Source organism: Peribacillus loiseleuriae, from assembly GCF_001183985.1.
GTDB classification, from domain to species: Bacteria; Bacillota; Bacilli; order Bacillales; family DSM-1321; genus Peribacillus; species Peribacillus loiseleuriae.
The window spans coordinates 662,014-683,582 of sequence record NZ_LFZW01000001.1; the positions used below are offsets into that span (position 1 = coordinate 662,014).

The window sequence follows — 21,569 nt, forward strand, 5'->3', positions numbered from 1 at the left end:
GATTGTGTAATAAAGTAAAGGTTATGAAGTCGTTCTTATAAGCATACCTCCTTGACGTAATGTTGACTAAACGATTTCCCCTCCTTTATTTGAATGTAAGTTGATTATACACCACATAATTAAATTTGTAAATATTCTGAATTTTACAATTGTGTTACAAAACAACAAAATCTAAATCTTTTTTACGAAACCTTAATGACTCTAAAACTCTACCATTTATTATGAAGAATTAATCATGTAGCAGGCTACCCTCACCTAATCACAATGGTGGCGGTGCGGAGCTGGGTTTTGAGGTGTTTTCTTTATAACGTAAGTATATCTGCAAAGTAGATTGTCTATATTAATAAATTGCAAAGCCCCGTCCCCATGACCTTCATAAAAACACACAACTCTTTTTATTCAATACTTGCATATAAACGCTATGTCTGACAAACGATATTAACAAAACCTTTTTTAAAGGAGTGCGTCATGATGAAGCGACTTAGAATATGGATGATTGTTGGTTTTTTACTTGTAGGGCTTCCTTTTTTAGCAGATGAAGCAATTGCTACACAGAAAGAGAATACGCCGGTAGAAAAGAAGGGAAACGCTCCAATACCAAAGGAGAAAGCACCCGCAGCGACTAGAACTGTCATTCCTCCATCTGTTTTAAATATTGCTAAGGAAAACACGTATCCGAATTCGACACAGGATTTACCTTATCTACAACCTAGTGAATTCGCTCAATCCTTAATTGATACATCAAAAATAAAAATTGAAAATCCTGAACTCATTCATATGCTGAATGAATCAGCTGTTGGGAAAGCACCGTTCTCATTTGGATATCGAGCGACGATTTATTTAGGGCATTGGGCATTGAATTATCAATCGAGCGAAACAGCGCCAAATTGGGAATATCAAAAAATCAACACGAATTTCTTTGATAACCGTGCCAATTTAACCCCACATCCCATTCATTATGTTCAAGAAATGCAGAAACTCGTGCGCGGCGGTTTAACTGCCAAAATACCCTCTTCACCAGACGTGCAAAAAATGATGCTGATTAAAGCGGCGGAAAAAACCAATTTGCCGTTAGCGTTTGAAACGATTATTGGTGGAGCAACAAAGAAAGATCAAGTCTATAATATACCGGCAAGACGACTAGGCTACCTAAATGCGTATGCTTCAGCCATTAACGAAAAAGGAAAAGTCACGTATGGCGAGGTGTATGTGATTCTAAAAGGAAGCAAGCGTTCCTTGCTGATCAAAAATATCACATCCCAAGGAATCGGTGCGTGGATTCCGGTTCAAGACCATCTTTCGTTCAACTTTAATGCTAGTGAGCAGCCAAGATAAAGTGAAACTTCCATCAGTGTTTTTTATCACCCACTGATGGTTCGTTAAACTGGGATAATGTGGCTTGTCTATCCTAAATTAAAAGGTCAAACCTCATATTGTGTGAAGTTTGACCTTAATTCTTAGATCGTAGAATTTCTTGTTTGAAAGTCCAGTTTTGGATAATAAGCGTTTTTGACGAGTACGTTTGGACCCAAGCATTTAACTGCTGGGCAATGACAGTTTAATTCTCCGGCAAGCTTAGAGCTCATCCATGTTTCATACGATTGTGACAGCGGTTGATCGATAATATTGCCGAGTGATGGAGCATCGCCAAAGTCTGTGACAATCACATCCCCCGTAAAAATATTCACATTCAAGCGAGAGCGACCATCTGGATCATTTCGGACCGTCACCTTCTTCGTGTCATATAAGCGCTTCAATAGCTTCACATCTTCCTCGTTATTGCTACATGAATAGAAAGGAAGGGTACCGAATAACATCCAGACATCTTTATTCCGGAAATCGAGCAGACGATGAATTGCTTCTCGCATCTGATCAAGCGTCAACGTTTCTAGTGCAGAAGCGAAATCGCTAGGATACATCGGATGGATTTCATGTCGTTGGCAGCCCATATCCTCAACAATTTGCTTATGAATATGCTCAAGATGAGGAAGAGTCCGCTTATTCAGCATCGTTTCCGCAGAAACTAAGACACCAGCTTTCGTCAAAGCCTGTGAATTTAGAATAATGTTATCAAATAGCTTCGCACGCTGCTCGCGAGTAGGCTTTCTGTCCATCATTGCGAACCCAGTATCAATGAATTCATCGGTCGTTCCCCAGTTATGCGAAATATGTAACACATCAAGATAAGGAATGATTTCTTCGTAACGAGCAAGGTCAAGGGTTAAATTCGAATTAATTTGCGTTCGTACACCGCGTTCATGTGCATATTTTAACAGCGGAAGGACGTAATTTTTCACCGATTTTCTAGAAAGCATCGGTTCGCCGCCAGTAATGCTAAGCGAGCGTAATGTTGGTATTTCGTCAAGACGACGAAGAATGAGGTCCAGTGGAAGGGCGTTCGGATCTTTCGGCTGAAGGGTGTAGCCGACAGCACAATGTTCACATCGCATATTGCACAGTGTCGTCGTCGTGAACTCGATATTGGTGAGCGTCATTTTTCCATACTGTTCAACGTCCATATAGGCTTCCCATGGATCATAGGCAGGTGAAATCGGTTGTATTGCTGGAATATTGGTTAAACTGGTCATTATGAAAACTCCTTCAGTAAGATTACATTCCTATTATGGGCAATCAATAAATAATGTCAATGGCTACAATCATGTTAATATTGCACTTTCATAACATGTTCGATACGATATAGAAGGCGAAAGGAGCGTGCGTCATGGGAAAGCAAATAACCGATAAAGATGATCAATTAGTATACTTGAAAGGGCGTCTAACGATGTTTATCGAGGTCTTGGAAAATATTGATCCAGAACATACTGAGCTTGAAGACATTGATCGCTTAATCAGCATGATTGATGAACTTGAAATGAAAATCGAACAATTCAAACGCTAATATATATGATACACAAATCCTGAATATATCAGAAGAACCGGCTTAGAGGTATTTTGGCTGGTTTTTTACTCTTTTTGCAACACGAAAAAAGGGACAAATTCCACATCTACTATACATCGTTTATATGACGTGAACACGACATAATAAACGATGTATAGAGTGTGAGATCTGCCCCTTAAGCGAATTAGCCTACATTTGCAGTTCCACGTACTGCTTTTCTTCCATGTAAGAAATAATATAAGAAGATGCAAGCAAATACCACAATAGCCATCGTCACATACAATCCACGGAAGCCGATGACTGGAATCATAAATCCGAGAATAAATGGCCCAATCCCAACCCCTAAATCTGTAAAAATAAAGTAAGTAGAAGTGGCTAAGCCCATACGATGTTTCGGTGACACTTTAATGGAAATTGCTTGAGCACTTGACATAAACGTCCCATATCCAAGACCGACAAATACTCCAGCTATTAAAAGGGCATAGCCAACATGTGCCTGACTAAGAATGATTAACCCGATGGTGAAAAATAGAAAAGCTGGATACATCACGAAATTTTCCCCTTTGGTATCAAACCATCGGCCTGTAAACGGTCTTGATACTAAAATGGCCACTGCATAGACAACAAAGAAGAAACTAGCCACATCCACTAAATGTATTTCCTGTGAATAGGATGTAATGAAGGTAAGAATACTTGAATAACATAAGCCGATAAAGACAGCAATAATTGAAATCGGAAAGGCTTTTGGTTCAAAGAAATTGTTCAGCTTAAAGCCTTTCATGTTTGCTAATTGTTCGTTCGTAAATTCCACTTTGGTCACTTTTAAAAAGAAAGCCGCGATAAAACTAAGAGCTAAAAGAATCGTACATAAAACAAAGTTCATATTAAAACCGGCATGTTGATTGATAAATATGCCTAAAAACGGTCCAATTGCAGCAGCAAGAGTCACGCTCAATGCATAATAACCGGTCCCTTCCCCGCGTCGCTCATTCGGAATTACACTTGCGACAATGGTTCCCGTCGCTGTTGAAGCGATTCCAAATGCTGCACCGTGTAAGAAACGAATGATTAATAGGACAGTCATACTGTTTATGACAAAATAGAGAAGTGTGACAAGTAAAATCGCAATAAAACCAATATAAAGCATCTTTTTTCTGCCAACTTGTTCAATCGATTTCCCAGAAAACAGACGTGCAATAAGTGCCCCTAATACGAAAATTCCAGAAGCAAGGCCTGCCATACTTGGCGATGCTTGAAATTTCTCTGTTGCGTACAGCGAAATCGTCGCGATCAATAAGTAAAATGTGAAGTAAAGAAAAAAGTTCGCAATAGAAACAATTAAGAAATCCTTCGTCCATAATTTTGGTTTATTCACTTTTATTCCCCTCTTTATTAATAAGGTTTTCTCGTATCAAAGGAAAAATTTGAGAAGCTGTCTCCTGCATTTCCTCAGGAATTTCTTTCATAATGCTATACTCCAACTCGGTGATCTTTGAACGACATACTTGATAAATTTCTTCTCCCAAATTTGTTAATTGAATAATTTTTTCACGTCGATCTTTTCCAGGGATTTGCTTTATAAGTTGCATTTCTTCCAAACGGTGGACAGATCTCGTAATAGAAGGTTTTTCAATATTGTAATGTGTAGAAATATCCACAAGAGTAGACGGTCCGTTGCCTTTTACGAAAAAAATAACCTGCCATAAGGAGTAGGAGAGGTCATGTTCCCCGAGTAATACATTTAGCTTGGAAATGAGCGGTCTGTATACAGATAAATAGCGCTGAAAAAAGCCTTGCAAATGGATCACTCCTCTCGAAATAAATAGTTACCTTTATTAACTATTAACAAGGTTAACTATACTCTTTTTATCGGAATTGTCAAGTAGGGGAGGAAGGTTGCTACCCATTTAGGAATGAAAAATTTATAAAAAGATCGCATTCAGACGGTTGGCTGATATACTTACAAATCGGCTGAAATTGTATATACAATTTCTTTTTCCACATGAAATGATTAAGCTATTTGCTCCATTTATTCATACCAAAGCAGTTCTACTTTCATTTTCTTGCCCTTTTTCTTTTTTTTATCAGTAATCTGCCATTCTCCGTTTGTTTTTTTCAAGAAATACACATAATTTGTACCGTCTGTTCTTTTAAAGAGAATATAGCCATGATTGTCTTTAATAAAAGTTACGGGGGCGATAACGCTTTTATAGGGAGGCTTAATTTCAGGATTTAGAATCGTCGTCACAATCCTTTCTGCAATATGAGAAAGTGACTTAAATTCCATCTGTATTTCAGATTCAAAAAAAAGTTGATTGTATGTATATTTCTGGTGATTTTTCAAGTTAAGCGCAAATGCGTGTTGAATATCCGCTAGCGTTTCTTTGTAAAACTGTTGAACGTTTGTCTCTTCCGCATCGCCCACGTGAACAAAATCTATTGCTTTCACTTCTTTAGGATCTACATGTAAGGTAATCGTATCGGTTCCATAAGGAGGATTATGGGCGTGCTCAAAAGTAGTAACCTGCACCTTTACGATAAAGCTAAACCCACCTTCTTGTTCCCTCTGAATATTTATAATTTTCGCATCATATAATCCGTATTGCTTGTTCGTTTTATAAAATTTTTGAATTTCTTTAGAAATAGCAGGATTTAGCGTCGTTATTAATGTGTCATTTAAGTCTTGATAACTTGGGCTCGCAGTAGCGATATTCGGTTGAAAAATAAAATTCAACATAACCAGTGTAAAAATGAAAACCCAATTTTTCATCGTCTTATTCCTCCCCAAACATTTACGGTTACTATATCCCATTTCAAAAAAAGTTATTAGCAATCATGTTGAGCGTATTCAAATCATATATGTAGAAGGAAATTGGCTTGGACGTATGGAAGTCATCTTGTATCTACCCTAGGATGTCATGCTAATACGTGCCTGACTTAACCGAAGAAGAGGTGATCTAAGTAAATGGCGCAATTTGTGAAAGTTGAAAAGGAAGACAAACTAGCGATTATTACGATAACGAATCCCCCTTTGAACGTCATCAGCAGACAAGTTTTTCGAGATTTAAAAGAAGTCTTTACCTATCTTATCCATGATAACGAGACGATTGCGGTTATTATAACGGGATCCGGTTATACGGCGTTTGCAGCAGGAGCAGATAGTAAAGAATTCCCCAACATGTTCGGCGATGAGATGATAAAACAGCAAATTATAGAATGCCATGAGGCGCTAAATCTTATCGCTACATGTCCAAAACCGACCATCGCTGTCTTAAACGGCATAACACTAGGTGGTGGCTGTGAGCTGGCGCTTGCTTGTGATATCCGTATTGCCGAGGAACAGATTCAAATTGGACTGCCTGAAGTAAAGCTTGGCTTGTTTCCAGGTGGTGGTGGTACACAAAGATTACCTCGCCTCATAGGAATAGCAAAGGCGAAGGAGATGATGCTTTTGGGCGACCCGATATCCGCACTGCAAGCAGAAAAAATTGGCCTCGTTAATCGGATCGTTAAAAGAGGAACAGGGCTAATCGAAGGAAAGAACCTCGCAGCTAAAATCGCCAAAAACTCCTTGCAATCCTTATCAAGGATTAAACAAGCCATTGATGAAGGCTTTGAAACCTCGATTGACAAAGGACTTCAATTAGAGGCGGAGTTGTTTGTCGAGATTTTTCGAACAGAGGATAGTAAAGAAGGCGTTTTGGCATTCATTGAAAAACGCAAACCGGTGTTTCAGCATAAATAAGACAGCTGCAAAGTGAACTAACCCACAAAATGAAAGCTTTGAATAAAGAACGAAATTTCCTGTAACAGTAAAAACAAAAGAGCCAAGATCTTTCCCTTAGGGACCAAACTTGGCTCAACAATATGTTTATTTTATGTCAGTATTCTGTTCTCCCTCAGTCGTTTCTTCATCACCATAAAATGTTGGTTCAACCAACTCTTCATTCTTTAAACCGCTTCTTAGAAAATAGATAAAAATCGTTCCAATAATCCCTAAAATGATGACAAAGCCAATCGTTACGACCCACCACAAAGTCATATAAATTCCCCCTTTGTACAGGTATATGCCCAAACATAGATTATTTTCCAAATTCCACTTCGTATAATTTCAATCCTGATTCAAACACTAAGTAAAAAAGAGTAGAGGAGCGGAATTATGAAAAGGTTAATATTCGTACCAATGGTGCTGATGCTGTTTTTTGTCACGCAGCTGGAAGCATTCGCGACAAACTCGAATGCACCTAATCATTGGGGGTTTAATAAAGGCAAAAACGAGCAGCCAGCACAAGCGGGTGCTAAGCTTGATGAGATGACGAAGAAGCATGGTGCTCTTTACAAAGGAAGCTCAGAAAAGAAGGAGATTTATCTGACCTTTGATAATGGCTATGAAAATGGGTATACGGCAAACATTCTAAATATTTTGCGTCGTCAACATGTGCCTGCAACGTTTTTCGTAACGGGGCATTACTTGAAAACAACACCTGAATTGGTTGTAAGAATGGTACGGGAAGGACATATCGTCGGTAATCATTCTTGGAGTCATCCGGATATGACGACAAAAACGGACGATGTCATTCGAAATGAATTACAGAAGGTGAAGGAAGAAACTGAGCGAATTACAGGACAGAAAACGATGAACTATTTACGCCCACCGCGTGGAATCTTTAGTGAGCGTACAATGGCCATCGCAAATCAAGAAGGTTATACTCATATCTTCTGGTCGCTAGCCTTTAAAGATTGGATTGTCGATCAGCAAAAAGGAGCAAGCTATTCGTATAATGAAGTGATGAAACAGATTCATCCCGGTGCCGTTCTTTTGCTACATACTGTATCAAAGGATAATGCCGAAGCGCTTGATTCGATCATTACTGATTTGAAAAAGCAGGGGTATACGTTTAAGAGCTTGGATGATTTAATGATTGAACAGCAGATAGAGAATCCGATGTTGTACTAGGGGGCAGACCTCACACTCGCACACTATTTATATGTGTCATATACACGTCATTTACCAGAAAGAGTAGATGTGGGGTCTGACCCCGGGTTATTCCGGAAGATTTCATTAGAAGAGCAGTCATTTATGTGCTATTCTTGTTGGAAAAAGGAAACAATGAAGGTGATAGGATGGCTACTAAATTTAAAATCGAACAACCAAAGATTCCTTATGATTTAACTCCAACAGATTTTCACGTAATGGACGACGAACCTTATTATGAATTGTGCATCATCAGCGATTGCTCGATCATTGGGGAAGACATCCATCGAATCAGATTTGAACAAGTGATATTTAAAAATGTGACCTTTGTCGATGTGTCATTCCGCAATATTGAATTAACAGATGTGATTTTTGAAAAGTGTAATCTATCCAATACAGATTTTAGCGATGCCATTATTCATCGCGTTGAATTCAAGGAATCGAAAATACTAGGTCTGAATCTATCAGATGCAACATTAGGCAATGTTCGGTTCGAAAATTGTCATGCAAACTTAAGTAATTTTGGCTTTGCAAAATTAAAACAGGTTATGTTTGATTCGTGTTCGCTTTGCAATGTCGATGTATTTGAAGCAAAGTTCAACAAAGTAGCTTTCAAGCAATGTGATTTAAATGAAGCGAACTTTATCGGAACATCTCTTAAAGGCGTGGATCTAAGTAACTGCCGATTTCAGCAAATCAGCGTATCACTTGACGATCTTAAAGGCTGCGAGGTTTCAACAGAGCAAGCCATTGGCTTTGCTGCTTTGATGGGGCTGAAGATTAAGGAATAAGGAAAAAGCTCATTCTTCTTAAGGGAGAAGGAGCTTTTTTTGACATATGTTTCGCCAAAGATTTCATCGTGCTTCAGAGCATCCAATATACCTATTATCATTAAATCGATACGGTCTATCTATTAACCATGATCTAGTTCTTGCCCACCGCTACCGCATCGTATCGCATATATGCTATAATACGTGGAAAACTGTTAAAGGAAGGTATTATGTGGACGGAAACGATACAGGTAGAAGCGCCTTATAATTTTGATTTAGTTCTTGATCGCTTAAGCTTAGATCCTTTACAAATCATTGATTTTGAAAAGCGGACGATTAAGGTGCCGCTATATATAGAAGAAACACCGCTCATCGTTCAGATTCAAAGTATCGGCCATACGGACAATCCTACGTTTATTTTGCAAGGGGAGCGAAATGAATATAAGGAAAAGGCACTTGAGAGAGTGAAGAAAGTATTTCATTTTCACGAGCCATTAGCAAAAATCGCAACGCATTTTCAAGAGACAGACCTACAGGCATTATTTACCGAGCATCGCGGCACACCTATTGTGTTAGACTTCGATTATTATAGCTGTCTTGTAAGATGCATCATCCATCAACAACTAAACCTCTCCTTTGCCCATACGCTAACAGAACGCTATGTAAAAACATTTGGCTTTGAAATAGATGGTGTACCATTTTTTCCGACACCGGAACGGGCAGCCAAACTAACGGTGGAAGAATTGCGTGACATTCAATTTAGCACGCGAAAAGCAGAGTATGTGATTGGTTTATCACAGAAGATAGCCACTGGAGAGTTACATTTAAAACAACTAGCAGAAAAAACAGACACGGAAATCATCGATACACTCGTAAAAATAAGAGGGATTGGCAATTGGACGGCAGAAAACTTCCTGCTATTTGGCGTTGGAAGACCAGATTTGTTTCCAGTCGCTGATATTGGTATCCAAAGGGCTTTGCAGCAATTATATAACTTACCGCAAAAGCCGACCAAAGAAGAAATGCTCAAATATAGCGAAAACTGGTCGCCCTATTTAAGCTATGCCTCCCTCTATTTATGGAGAAGTACGGAAAAACGGAGTGAAAAGAAATGAGCCAAACTCAAGATCAACAACTAGAAGTCAACCAAACTTTCCCATTAACGATAAAACGACTCGGCATTAACGGCGAAGGAGTCGGTTATTTTAAGAAAAAAGTCGTCTTCGTCCCTGGTGCATTACCTGGTGAAGAAATCGTTGCGATTGCAACAAAAGTAGATCAGAAATTTTCTCAAGCAAAAATTAAACAAATCCGCAAAGCATCACCACACCGCGTTGCAGCACCTTGCCCGGTCTATGAACAATGCGGTGGCTGCCAACTACAGCACCTCAGCTATGACCAACAACTTGTCGAAAAACGCGACATCGTCGTTCAAGCGATGGAACGCTATCTAAGAGTTCCCATTGAATCATTAAATATTAAAGAAACGATCGGCATGGAAGACCCATGGAATTATCGAAACAAAAGCCAGTTCCAGGTCGGCATGAAAGAAGGCAAGATCATTGCCGGACTATACGGTACCGACTCACACCAGCTAATTGATATTCCAAACTGTCTGGTCCAGCATAAAGCAACGAATAAAGTAACAAGAACGGTAAAGAAAATCTTAAAGAACTTAGATATTTCCATTTATAACGAGCGGAAGAAAAAAGGCGTAATCCGTACCGTGATCACACGTGTTGGTTTCGAAACAGGAGAAGTCCAAGTCGTCTTAGTCACAAGAACAAACGAAATCCCAAGAAAAGACGAACTTATCAAGCAAATTCGCGATCAACTACCAGAAGTGAAATCACTTGTTCAAAATGTGAATGACCGCAATACATCCGTCATCTTTGGCGACAAAACGATTCACCTGGCAGGAGAACGCATCATCAATGAAACACTTGGAGACCTGTCTTACGAACTATCAGCAAGAACCTTCTTCCAGCTGAACCCTGTCCAAACAGTCAAGCTTTACAACGAAGTCAAGCAAGCAGCAGCCCTAACAGGACAAGAAAAAGTCGTCGATGCCTATTGCGGAGTCGGCACAATCGGCCTTTGGTTATCGGATCAAGCTAAAGAAGTTCGCGGCATGGACATCATCAAAGAATCGATTGATGACGCTAAGAAAAATGCCAAAAAGCACAATCGGAACAACGTTCATTACGAGGTTGGTAAAGCAGAAAACGTTATGCCGCGTTGGGTGAAGGAAGGTTTTAGACCGGATGTTATTGTTGTCGATCCACCAAGAACCGGTTGTGACCAAGCATTATTGCGCACGATGATGAAAGTAAAGCCGAAGAAGATCGTTTATGTGTCATGTAATCCATCGACATTGGCGAAGGATTTGCAGGAGTTGAGTACGCTTTATAGGGTTGAGAGCATGCAGCCTGTGGATATGTTTCCGCAAACTTCTCATGTGGAGTGCTGTTCACTACTTATATTAAAAGATTAAAATTAGATGTAACAGTGAGTTAAGAGCCTTTCCTGAGTTGGAAGGCTTTTAGTTTTTGTTAAATTTTTACGTAGATGAAGAAGTGGCATATGACCTCTACGCTGCCAGAGATAGACATGGTTTCGGATTGTAACAGATTGAGTTTGAAAATGTTGTTGATATAACAGGTTTGATTTTTTTTGCGTAAACTCTTTGTTTTGGGCTTATGAAGTCCGTCGGATGAAGGTGGCTTATGGCTATTTGTAGAGTTTTTTTAGACTGAAATTCAAGAGTAGAAACACGATTAGAAATCACTTGAAGTTGTCCGCCTAAAGATTCGATTCTTTTTTCATACGTTTTGAGTAAACGATAGACTTCCTCGGGTCCTTGATGATAAATGTCTAAAAACTGTTTGTAGTTTATACCCTTCACCTCCTTTAATTTGATATCTTAAGTGTTCACTAGTTATCAAGAAATCAAGCATAGAGGCGAGTTTATTTTAAAAAAATCACATGGGGTCTGAGTAGTTACGGTTTAGTGGAGTAGAGAGTGAAAATCATAGATAGAATTGAGGAGACTTTATATGCGGTAGGATTCCCAGATTAAATACTTTATAATGAATAATTAGGTAATTTTATCTATATTTTTTATTATATGGTATTATTAAAATAGGTCTAAAATACCTATTTTAAACAAATGTTGTGAGGGATGCATATGGATGAATTAGTAAGTGTATTAAAAGAAATACGAGATGGCATAAACAACTTAAATAATAGTATGAATGAAATGAAAGGTTATGGGGTTTATAATTCTATTTCAGATGTGTATGAAAAATTGGATAATATAAATGGGACTTTAGAAGAGATAAAAGGAACAGGATTATATAATTCTATTTCAGATGTACATGATAAGTTAGATCAAATAAAGGGTAACGAATTATATGATTCTATATCTGATGTTTGTAATAAATTAGACGAAGTTGTTTCAGCTCTTCAATCTATTGAAATTAGTGTAATGTAATAGAGAGTATGTAGATAAACTATTTATAAGGAGGAGCATATGCTCTTCCTTTTTGAGATGGAAAATTTGTGTACAATTGTTTCTCCAGAAAGAAGGTAAAACAGTGAAAAAAACTAATACATATAAGTGATAAATTAAATGATATTAGTCGCGGGTATAATTCGAAAATGTCTATAGAAGGGTAACAACGATGAACTGATTGGAATATTTTACAGCCAATTATAAATGGTATTTGGATTGATATATAGTTCTCTCACTGTCTGGGCAAATGACTTGTTTTGCTCAATCATCATTTGTACAGTACTTCTTTTGAAATCTTCTTCAAATAATTTTCTCCACATTTGAATCTAAGACCATTATTTATAATCACTAGTTATTTAGAATCCATGATTTTAAAGGATTTGTTAAGGTAATTTAATATAATATAGTTATTTCTAAGTATCGTAGTTATTTTTAGTTAGTGACTAAAATGGATGTTACCACCAATTTTCAATCTGGAACTAGTCCGACAGTTACCGACAATATCTGCTATATTCTATTTAAGGTCTGGAGCTTTTTTTTACCGCTTTTATTCTGCTAATTCAAATTTTTATTGTGATGGACGAATCAATTAAAAAATTACCTTGAAGATAAAAAGAAAAATATAAGTAGTTTAAAGAATTAATTTCTAAATTAATTAAGAAATAAGGTGAGATTTATGATGAGTAGAAAATGGTATCAAACTAAAATAATTGATCCAATATTTGAAATAAAAGAATTACAACAATTATTAAAATACTTCGAATGTAACTATAATACCCCAGAAATAAATTATCTTTTTGAAGATGGAATCTTTGTTCGATCTGGAACTTTTATACCTATAGCGTTCCCTAGTGAGGTTTCAGTTTCTTGGATAAATCACCATGCTCACGGTTCTGACGTGGAATCGTGGACTTTAGATCAAATAATAGATTATTTTGAATTGCATGTCCTATCTAAACTTAAACGGATTGACAAAGACTTATTCCAGTCTAAGTTCTCTAATTATTTGGAAAAAACATACGGGCAATGCATAGAAGAATATATAGAATTACCCCCAGAAGACAAGGTATGTATTAGTTGTCAGATTTTAATTGAATTATGTATTGATGGTGAATTGCCCTTATTAAAAGGCTAAAAATAATGAGTTTGAAAAGGCTCCAAACATCACGGATGGAATTCAAAATATGAATTCTTTAATTTAGAAATTAAAAGGAACACGTCTGGACAATTCAGTTTGTAATATTTGCGCTAAATTAGATGATGTTACATCTGCTCTGTAGTCTATAAAATTTAGTATGCCTTTGTAGGATATGAGTGAAACAGTATTACTTAGGGACCGAACCACTACGACCGATTTTTCGAATTTTTCTAGAGTTAAACAGCCCTCCTCTATCGAATTAATCAACTTTTTTTCACTTAATTTGTGTAGCCAATTAAGGTATAACTATTTTAGAGTAAATTGCATAGTTCCAAACCATTGATATAACTAAAAAGAGCAACTGCTTTAAGAATATTGCAGTTGTTTTTTCAGTACTTAGAATTACTGTAAGTGCCATGACACATGCTACATATCACTTCAGTATGTGGAATGATGCAGCATGAAAATATTACTACCCAGATCTTGTTACCATTAGCCTACAATATAAGGTATAATTTACTATAGATAGATTATTTCTACAAAACGCATTAACCGAAAGAAGTGATACAAATGAAAGCTCATCTAATACACATGCGCGATAAGCTAAACAATATAAACAAACGAAATCGCTCCATTCGCCTATTGAAGATCTCTCAGAAATGGAGCTTTGACCTTGCGAATTTAGATTCCATAGAAGGAAAAGAAGACGCACAGTCGATTATAAAGGAAATAGTAGGGCAGAAAATGAAAGGGAAGATTACATTATTGCATCCTTCTCTTGATGATGAGAAATCAATGAATTTATCAAAAAAGTTAACCGATCTCTATCGTCAAATTAAAGCAATGGAAGATGAAACAGGTGTACATGACCTTTATTTAGGATATCCTTTCCTATCTGGTGTTCTCCTCGATGGAACCTTTATTCAAGCTCCTCTTTTCTTGTACCCAATTCGTTTGGAAAAAGATAATATTGCGATGCAAAAATGGGTGTTACGTGTGGAGGAAGGTGGGCCACAGTTAAATCGGACGCTCTTTTTGGCGATGAAGAAATTAAATAAGCTTGGCTTCTCAGAGGAGATTTTTGAAGAGGCTATTTCAATTGCGAGTTCCATGGACTTTACGGAAATCATGGCCTTTTTGGAAAAGCAGCAGTTAAAGGTTCAGTTTACTGAAACTGGTCTAAGTCGATTAAAGGAGTATAAGGTAAGTGATATTCCAGAGGTTGCTAATATGACGTTGCTGGAGAATGCGATCATTGGTGATTTTCCACAAGGTGGTTCTTCCATTGTTCGTGATTATGATGAGTTGATTAATCTATCAGAAACTAGCTCACTTTCGTTAGTTGGGGAGTTGATTAATTCTGAAGATGATCGATCAATTGAGGCAGGTGTGTTATCTAGTGGTGTTGAGGAAGAAGAGCTAACTAGTGAAAAAGAAGATATATTAAATCTATTACGAACAGACGGTTCCCAAGAAGAAATTTTGCGAGAGGCTCGTCATCAAAAGGGCTTAGTCATACACGGACCTCCAGGAACAGGGAAATCGCAAGTCATTGTAAATCTCATAACGGATGCACTTCATCGAAAGAAAAAGATACTCGTTGTTTGTCAGAAACGTGCTGCGTTAGATGTCGTGTATCAACGGATGAATAGTTTGGGGCTTAGTGACCATATTGCCCTTGTGCATGATGAGAAAGTGGACCGAAAAGCACTTTACCAAAAAATTTCTACCGTTTTAGAACATAACGAGGTGCAGTTTGCCGAAGCGGTTGAAAAGCTGATCACCGTGACTTCTCGGTTAGATAATCAAGAACAGTTACTAAACACGATTGCCAAAGCGCTCTATGAGCCGCAGCCATATGGGTATAAATTATACGAGCTTTACGGTGAATCGAAACCGATAACCAATTCAAACAAGATTATCTCTTTGAACAGTGTGATCGACCGATTGACGAGAGAGTCTTTACGGGATATGGCGGAAGCGGTGTATACGTATGGAGAATGGTACGAGCAGTTTGGACAAGAGACGTATCCGTTGCGTCACCGAAAGAGCTTTGCAGCTTTTGACATGAAAGCGAAGTTAGAAGCGATTGAAACGTTAGAAGCATTAATCGGGAAAGCGAAAAAAGCAACAGACTATATCGAAGCGCTGAATATTGAGAAGATTACGCCTGCTTATACATGGGAAGTACAACATCGATTAGATAAAATCTATCCAGATTTAGATGATGGCCAAAAACGTACCCTTCAAGGTATGCGCATTTTCTGGTGGACGACGATCACAGGAAAATCCATTATTGAAGAGATTACAAACGGAGAGAAGTTCAAAGGAACTAGTTCTACAGAATGGATGAAGGTAAAACGGTCGTTAAAGATTATGTACGACTTAGGAAAAGTAACGAAAGCTATGGCAGATGACATGAAGGTCCTGTCTACTTTGATGCAAGAGGAGCAAGTGAAGATATTACAAGACCGCGTCGCAGAAGGGGATATCCCGTTAAAAGAGCTAGACTTGTTATTAGAGTATATCCATCGTGATTTTGATGACCTGAAATTAATGGATATGTTCTGGAGACAGGCGAGTGACGATGTAAAGAATGTGATCACTGCCCTACAGGAAAAAGAGTCAAATACAGACCAAACGCTGTCAGAATTTTGGGTAGATACCTTTAAAAACTCAGCGTATATTCACTGGATTGATCAGATCGAGGCAAAGTATCCAGACGTGCAAAAGGTCTCTACAAACGAGTTTGGAAGAATACGCGAATCGTTCGCTAAGCTATTAGAAGAAAAGCGGAACGTAGCTGCAGAGTATCTGATCCACGAACTGAAGAACAAGGTAAAGTCCGTTCAACAAGTACAAGGGAAGTCGACGAAAGAGTTGAAACATCAAACAGGTAAAAAGAGAATGATCTGGCCACTTCGTAAATTAGTAAACGGCTTTGCAGACAAAGGACTAGTGGATATTTTACCGGTATGGCTAGCGTCACCAGAAATGGTGTCGTCTATTTTCCCGTTAACGGAAGGACTGTTTGACATTGTTATATTTGATGAAGCTTCCCAGTTAACAGTGGAAAGCGGTATGCCGTCTGTATATCGTGGTAAACAAATTGTTGTAGCGGGGGATGAAAAGCAGCTTCCGCCGTCCAATATGTTTCGAGCGGGATACGCGGATGAAGAAAATGGGGAGGAAGCGGAGTTTGATACTGATGAGTCAGTTAGTTTACTCAATTTAGCGAAGCGACGTTTTCCAGCGAAGATTTTGCAATGGCATTATCGGTCTAAGTATGAAGAACTTATTAATTTTTCTAACCATGCCTTCTATAACGGCTATGTCCAAATTGCTCCAAACGTCACGCCATTTAAAGAACCACCTGGAATTGTTTGGAGACGAGTGGATGGTAGATGGCTGAACCAGTCGAACGAAGTGGAAGCACTGGAAGTCGTCGCGCAGTTAAAACGTACGCTGCAACAACAACCTGGAAAAACGGTTGGGATTATCACCTTTAACGCGAAACAACAGTCAAAGGTACAAGATATGATTGATGGTGAAGCAGCAGAAGATGAAGAATTTAGAATCCTTTATAATGAATTAATGGCACGTAATCTAGATGAACGACTATTTGTCAAAAACATTGAAAACGTACAAGGGGACGAGCGAGATATTATCATTTTTTCTATCGGCTATGCAAAAAATGAAGAAGGCAAAGTGTACAATCGTTTCGGGTCGCTTAACCAAAAAGGCGGAGAAAATCGATTAAACGTAGCGGTTACCCGTGCGAAAGAAGGGGCCATCGTGGTTTCTAGTATTGAACCAGAAGACCTAAATGTAGCCAACGCATCCGAACGAGGGCCGAAGCTATTAAAGTCTTACTTGAAATATGCAAGAGCCGTTTCTGGCGGAAAGGTAGAAGACATACATGCAGTGATCCAAGAGATTAACGAAACCGTAAGTACACATGCTGTACAACAAACACTTCATTTCGATTCCCCATTTGAAGAGCAAGTGTACCAACGACTACGGAATCTAGGATATGAAGTCATCACACAAGTAGGAATGTCCGGTTATCGAATTGACATGGCAGTTACCCATCCAAATGATCGTTCCAGATACATACTTGGAGTTGAATGCGATGGGGCCATGTATCACAGTTCCCCAAGCGCTAGAGAACGAGATGTTTATCGCCAAGGATATTTGGAATCAAGAGGCTGGGTAATTGAACGAATCTGGAGCAGAAATTGGTGGAAGAATCCTGTAAATGAGATAGAGCGTATTGATCAGCGAATTAAGGAGTTAGTTCGGAAAGAAGAAGTTCGGGATGCATTGGAGGCGAGATAAGTGCTTGGGATGCCCTAAAGTATCTTGTTTTTTGGGGGATTAGAAAAGGGGGGATCTCCCCCTTTGTGCGAAGGCACAGTGAAAGTCGAGCGCTTTCCTCTTATGAACTAGAGGAAGTCATAAAGAAAATTGCTGCTAATAGTATGTGATAAGGTGAAATTTATAATATACCGAATTAGGGAGATACTTTGGTATCTCTTTTTTTATGATAAGCAGAAGATTAAAACAAATGATAAAATAGAATATATTTACAAGAATAGAATTTAAATTAGGTGGGCTATAAATGAACGATATTATTCAAAAAATTATTAAGTTCAGAGATGAGCGGGGCTGGGCCCCTTATCACAATGAAAAGGATTTAGCTATTTCTATATCATTAGAAGCAAACGAACTATTAGAAAATTTCCAATGGAGAAATAGTGAAGAAGCGGTCGCTGAATCGATACAGAATATTAAAGAAGAGATGGCGGATGTATTTATATACCTTCTTCAATTAGCGGAAAAAATGAATGTAGATTTGGAGGAGGAAGTATTTAAGAAAATGGAGAAGAATGCTCTAAAATATCCAATAAAAAAAGAGTAGTTAAGGAATAGGGGAAATTGAATCCTTCTTCAATATATCAGTAAACATGGGGTGGATAGTACGCAAAATGAGTAAAATAGATATAAAAACAATGCCTTTTGAAAAGACATCAATAGATAGTATTAATGGTTACTATACCGATTATCCTGTAGTTTACTTTCTAAATAATGGTACAACGGTCTATATTGGTGAAACTGTGGCAGTAAGAAATCGTATGAGGGATCACTTAAATAATCGTGAGAGAAAATCATTAAAGAAGATGTCGCTGATCATTCATGAAAAGTTCAATCGATCCGCAACATACAATATTGAAACCAAGTTGATCAATTATTTTTTAGCGGATGAACGGTACAAATTACAAAACAAGAGTCAAACAGTTAATAGCGTGATGCACAATTATTATGATAAAAAATTCTTTAATGAGGAATTGTTTGAAGACATATGGGACGAGCTTTTAAAAAGGGATATTGTAGATAATTCTAGATCTACCATTGAAAATAAGGATATATTCAAGCTTTCCCCCTTCAAAGAATTATCAATAGAACAGTTGGAACTTCAGCAGAAGATTATTGAGGTTTGTAAACAACACATTAATGATGATGAGCCTTTTGTTTTCTTAATTAAAGGAGAAGCAGGAGTGGGAAAAAGTGTTGTACTAAGTTCAGTTATTAACAAAATCCAAGAGCTTTCCAAGGAAAAATCATCATCTTTAAATAATACTAATAATTATTTATTAGTAAATCATACAGAGATGCTAAAAACGTATAAGAAAATAGCTGGTAACGTTAAAGCACTCACTAAAAAGAATTTTGAAAAACCAACATCTTTTATTAATCAGCGGAAAAAATTGATGAAAAAGGCTGATATTGTGTTAGTTGATGAAGCTCATTTGTTGTTAACAAAGCCTGATCCCTATAATAATTTTGTTGAGGATAATCAGTTGCAAGAAATTATTAGGCATAGCAAGATTATTATTGCAGTGTATGATGATAAGCAAGTGTTAAAGATGAAGAGCTACTGGGATGAAGAAAGGCTTTACTCTATTATAGGAAATTACAATACGGAACCTACTTATAAGCTAACTAACCAATTCCGAATGAAAGCAAATAATGAAATGGTGAATTGGATTGACCATTTTGTTGAAAAGAAGATTACAAAAATACCCAAGGACCCTGAATATGATATTAAAATCTTCGAGTCAGCGGCTACAATGTATGACGTAATACAAAAAATGAATAAGGACTATGGTTTAGCGAGAATCGTATCTACATTCGATTACATACATAAGAAAGACAATCAAGAGTATTACGTAGAAGAAGATAATTTTAAACTCCCTTGGAATGGTGATTACGGAAATATTACATGGGCAGAAAAAGCAGATACAGTAAGAGAAGTGGGGTCCATATATACAATCCAGGGTTTTGATTTAAACTATGTTGGTGTAATTTTGGGTCCATCAATTACATATGATGAATGCAAAGATGAATTAAAAATTCTTACTGAGAATTATAAGGACACGGAAGCTTTTAGAGGAAAAGATGAATTCCAAAATAGTGAGGATATAAAGGAAAAGATCATATTAAATTCAATTAATGTTCTTATGAAGAGAGGAATACATGGGCTGTATATTTATGCTAGTGATCCGAAATTAAGATCCAGATTGTTGGAACTTCAAAGAACTCAAAAAATCGATGAAATTTAGCTACAAATAAAAATTTAGCTTTGATGAAATTCGTAGAGTCATTGACTTTGAGGATTCTATATAAGTTTAGATTAGGCACACACTAAATAGTTTATAAGAAGAGTGCGAAGTTTCCATTACCGCACTCTTTTTTATTGTTTATAGAAATGAAAATCATACGCTAGGCCTATAAATTCTCAAAGAACCCTTACAAACTCCTATTGGGAGACGTAAGAGTTGAAAAATCTTTATGTGGGATATTCACAAGTACGACAGACAAAAATGGAACCATACGTATGGTGGTGTGAGAAGACGGGGGCTAGTCACACCCTCCTACTCGATTTTTACATTATGAATTAAATTCATCTTCTTGAACGTAGTTCTCAATACTCCAAACAGCCTTTCCATTCCAGCAAGCACTAAACTTTTAGTGTAATCACTTGTTTCTTTACCAAAAGGTTGAACAGGTTTGCTTGGATGAACTGTTTCTGAAGTATCAACTAACAGTAAACGGGTTGTTTCTTCTTTACCGTTAAAATTTACTTTTAGTGTATGGCCGGCCATGACTTTCGTAATTTTTGCATCAAATTAAGGTGCAATATTCACGCTTGATGTAATTTTAATTGTTCGGTTTGCAGCATCATAATTAACTGTAGCTCCTAGAGCTTCACCGACAAAGCGTAGAGGAACTAGGGTACGTCCGTTTTTCACCTTTGCAGGTACATCGATTGGCACAACTTTTCCATTGACGGTTGGCGTTTTTGAGCCGATTTCTAATTGTACTTTTGTTCCAGAACGATTTGCTGTAACTAATTGTTTTTGTTGATCCCACTGGACTGTAGCTCCCAAACTTTCAAAAATGCCACGTAGCGGCACTAATGTCCGGCCGTCCTCTAACACAGGCGGCTGGTCATAAGATTGCTTCGTTCCATTTATGTATACAACCAATGGATTTCGATTTGTAGCTGATGGTGCTGTAGGTTTAGATGTTGATGGTTTAGTAAGACTAACTGATCCATCGGCATTGTGATAATGGTATTGGCCGTCTTTTAACCCCCATTTAGCACAATTAGTATGGCAAGTATGCCCTCCATCGGCATCAGTTTTTCCTGGATGAGCATCGGCATTAATTGAAAATGGTAAAAACACCAAAACAATTGTAAAGATAAATAATAAACCTTTTCTCACAAAAATTCCCTCCTTTTATTCCATACTATTCTAGTACATAATTCTTTTTAATGAAATGGTACTAAATGGGGGTGATGTTTGAAAAAGGGCTGGTCGAGTTGACTCATCATGCTAGTTTTTTAATCCTATTCGTTTGTTGAGTAATCGTTCAATGTTATCTATTATTCTTGGAGTGTCATAACTCAAGGGTTGTGGAATGGTCTTTTAATCAACTAACGAAGCAGAAAAGTCCAATAATAAATTTACAAAATATGTTATGGTGTAAATGACCATAAATGCAAAGGGGATTACTATGAAGAAAATATTTGGTATAGCTTTTATATTACTCATTTCTTTATCAGGTTGTAATACGGAAGAGGATTATATTTACTGGACAGAAAAAACAGATAACCAAATTGAACGTTTAGATGGGGCAAATATAAATTATGAGATTAGAGAAGGAGAAATTTGGGTTAGAGAAAAAGATATGAACAAAGTATTAGC

Annotated in this window: 20 protein-coding genes; 13 read left to right on the forward strand and 7 right to left on the reverse strand. The window is 37.5% G+C overall.

Annotated features, from left to right (window positions below; all coding sequences use genetic code 11):
- Positions 1 to 471: 471 nt before the first annotated feature.
- A complete protein-coding gene (locus AC625_RS03030; protein WP_156187398.1) occupies positions 472 to 1,335 on the forward strand; it encodes a YfkD famly protein in 864 nt (287 codons plus the stop codon).
- A 122-nt stretch (positions 1,336 to 1,457) separates the two neighbouring features.
- Here AC625_RS03030 and yfkAB read toward each other — a convergent pair whose 3' ends face one another.
- Positions 1,458 to 2,588 carry a radical SAM/CxCxxxxC motif protein YfkAB gene (yfkAB, locus tag AC625_RS03035; RefSeq protein WP_049679939.1) on the reverse strand — a complete coding sequence of 377 codons (1,131 nt, stop codon included), beginning with the start codon at positions 2,586 to 2,588 and terminating at the stop codon, positions 1,458 to 1,460.
- Between the two features lie 134 nt (positions 2,589 to 2,722).
- Here yfkAB and AC625_RS27195 point away from each other — a divergent pair, with 134 nt between their 5' ends.
- Positions 2,723 to 2,899, forward strand: a complete 177-nt coding sequence (locus tag AC625_RS27195) for an SE1561 family protein (RefSeq protein WP_172796878.1) — start codon at positions 2,723 to 2,725, stop codon at positions 2,897 to 2,899.
- Positions 2,900 to 3,083: 184 nt separating this feature from the next.
- Here the strand turns inward: AC625_RS27195 and AC625_RS03040 are convergent, their stop codons facing one another.
- From AC625_RS03040 to AC625_RS03050, 3 genes are all read right to left on the reverse strand, one after another.
- Positions 3,084 to 4,274, reverse strand: coding sequence for an MFS transporter (locus tag AC625_RS03040; RefSeq protein WP_049679940.1), 1,191 nt, complete (start codon positions 4,272 to 4,274; stop codon positions 3,084 to 3,086).
- Complete coding sequence (locus AC625_RS03045; RefSeq protein WP_425415431.1) at positions 4,267 to 4,707, reverse strand: MarR family winged helix-turn-helix transcriptional regulator; 441 nt, start codon at positions 4,705 to 4,707, stop codon at positions 4,267 to 4,269. Before AC625_RS03045 ends, AC625_RS03040 begins: the two co-directional genes overlap by 8 nt.
- 221 nt (positions 4,708 to 4,928) lie before the next feature.
- A complete protein-coding gene (locus AC625_RS03050; protein ID WP_053177991.1) occupies positions 4,929 to 5,669 on the reverse strand; it encodes a DUF3888 domain-containing protein in 741 nt (246 codons plus the stop codon).
- 195 nt (positions 5,670 to 5,864) lie between these two features.
- Here AC625_RS03050 and AC625_RS03055 point away from each other — a divergent pair, with 195 nt between their 5' ends.
- A complete protein-coding gene (locus AC625_RS03055; RefSeq protein WP_049679942.1) occupies positions 5,865 to 6,644 on the forward strand; it encodes an enoyl-CoA hydratase in 780 nt (259 codons plus the stop codon).
- Positions 6,645 to 6,770: 126 nt separating this feature from the next.
- Here AC625_RS03055 and AC625_RS26355 read toward each other — a convergent pair whose 3' ends face one another.
- Positions 6,771 to 6,941, reverse strand: a complete 171-nt coding sequence (locus AC625_RS26355; protein WP_156187399.1) for a hypothetical protein — start codon at positions 6,939 to 6,941, stop codon at positions 6,771 to 6,773.
- Between the two features lie 117 nt (positions 6,942 to 7,058).
- Between AC625_RS26355 and pdaA the strand changes: the two genes are divergently transcribed.
- The 9 genes from pdaA (at position 7,059) to AC625_RS03100 (ending at position 19,919) form a co-directional block, all read left to right on the forward strand.
- Positions 7,059 to 7,856 carry a delta-lactam-biosynthetic de-N-acetylase gene (pdaA, locus tag AC625_RS03060; protein ID WP_049679943.1) on the forward strand — a complete coding sequence of 266 codons (798 nt, stop codon included), beginning with the start codon at positions 7,059 to 7,061 and terminating at the stop codon, positions 7,854 to 7,856.
- A gap of 167 nt (positions 7,857 to 8,023) precedes the next feature.
- Positions 8,024 to 8,665, forward strand: a complete 642-nt coding sequence (locus tag AC625_RS03065) for a pentapeptide repeat-containing protein (protein ID WP_049683567.1) — start codon at positions 8,024 to 8,026, stop codon at positions 8,663 to 8,665.
- A gap of 209 nt (positions 8,666 to 8,874) precedes the next feature.
- The gene (locus AC625_RS03070; protein WP_049679944.1) at positions 8,875 to 9,759 is read left to right on the forward strand and encodes a DNA-3-methyladenine glycosylase family protein; all 885 of its coding nucleotides are present in this window, start codon (positions 8,875 to 8,877) and stop codon (positions 9,757 to 9,759) included.
- The gene (gene rlmD / locus AC625_RS03075; protein WP_049679945.1) at positions 9,756 to 11,138 is read left to right on the forward strand and encodes a 23S rRNA (uracil(1939)-C(5))-methyltransferase RlmD; all 1,383 of its coding nucleotides are present in this window, start codon (positions 9,756 to 9,758) and stop codon (positions 11,136 to 11,138) included. The genes AC625_RS03070 and rlmD overlap by 4 nt, the downstream gene beginning before the upstream one ends.
- A gap of 693 nt (positions 11,139 to 11,831) precedes the next feature.
- Positions 11,832 to 12,137: a hypothetical protein gene (locus AC625_RS03080; RefSeq protein ID WP_049679946.1), complete on the forward strand. Its 306-nt coding sequence runs from the start codon at positions 11,832 to 11,834 to the stop codon at positions 12,135 to 12,137.
- 700 nt (positions 12,138 to 12,837) lie between these two features.
- Positions 12,838 to 13,293 (forward strand): hypothetical protein, encoded by a 456-nt coding sequence (locus AC625_RS03085; protein WP_049679947.1) that lies wholly within the window; start codon positions 12,838 to 12,840, stop codon positions 13,291 to 13,293.
- A gap of 573 nt (positions 13,294 to 13,866) precedes the next feature.
- The gene (locus tag AC625_RS03090; protein WP_049679948.1) at positions 13,867 to 17,634 is read left to right on the forward strand and encodes an AAA domain-containing protein; all 3,768 of its coding nucleotides are present in this window, start codon (positions 13,867 to 13,869) and stop codon (positions 17,632 to 17,634) included.
- Positions 17,635 to 17,917: 283 nt separating this feature from the next.
- Positions 17,918 to 18,217, forward strand: a complete 300-nt coding sequence (locus AC625_RS03095) for a nucleotide pyrophosphohydrolase (RefSeq protein ID WP_049679949.1) — start codon at positions 17,918 to 17,920, stop codon at positions 18,215 to 18,217.
- 67 nt (positions 18,218 to 18,284) lie between these two features.
- On the forward strand, positions 18,285 to 19,919 hold the full coding sequence (locus tag AC625_RS03100; protein WP_049679950.1) for a DUF2075 domain-containing protein: 1,635 nt from the start codon (positions 18,285 to 18,287) through the stop codon (positions 19,917 to 19,919).
- Positions 19,920 to 20,231: 312 nt separating this feature from the next.
- Here AC625_RS03100 and AC625_RS03105 read toward each other — a convergent pair whose 3' ends face one another.
- Positions 20,232 to 20,462: a thermonuclease family protein gene (locus AC625_RS03105; RefSeq protein ID WP_049679951.1), complete on the reverse strand. Its 231-nt coding sequence runs from the start codon at positions 20,460 to 20,462 to the stop codon at positions 20,232 to 20,234.
- 24 nt (positions 20,463 to 20,486) lie between these two features.
- Positions 20,487 to 21,086 carry a copper amine oxidase N-terminal domain-containing protein gene (locus AC625_RS03110; protein WP_049679952.1) on the reverse strand — a complete coding sequence of 200 codons (600 nt, stop codon included), beginning with the start codon at positions 21,084 to 21,086 and terminating at the stop codon, positions 20,487 to 20,489.
- A 292-nt stretch (positions 21,087 to 21,378) separates the two neighbouring features.
- Between AC625_RS03110 and AC625_RS27200 the strand changes: the two genes are divergently transcribed.
- Positions 21,379 to 21,569: hypothetical protein (locus tag AC625_RS27200; protein WP_180320057.1), on the forward strand; the 191-nt coding region annotated here is incomplete at its 3' end.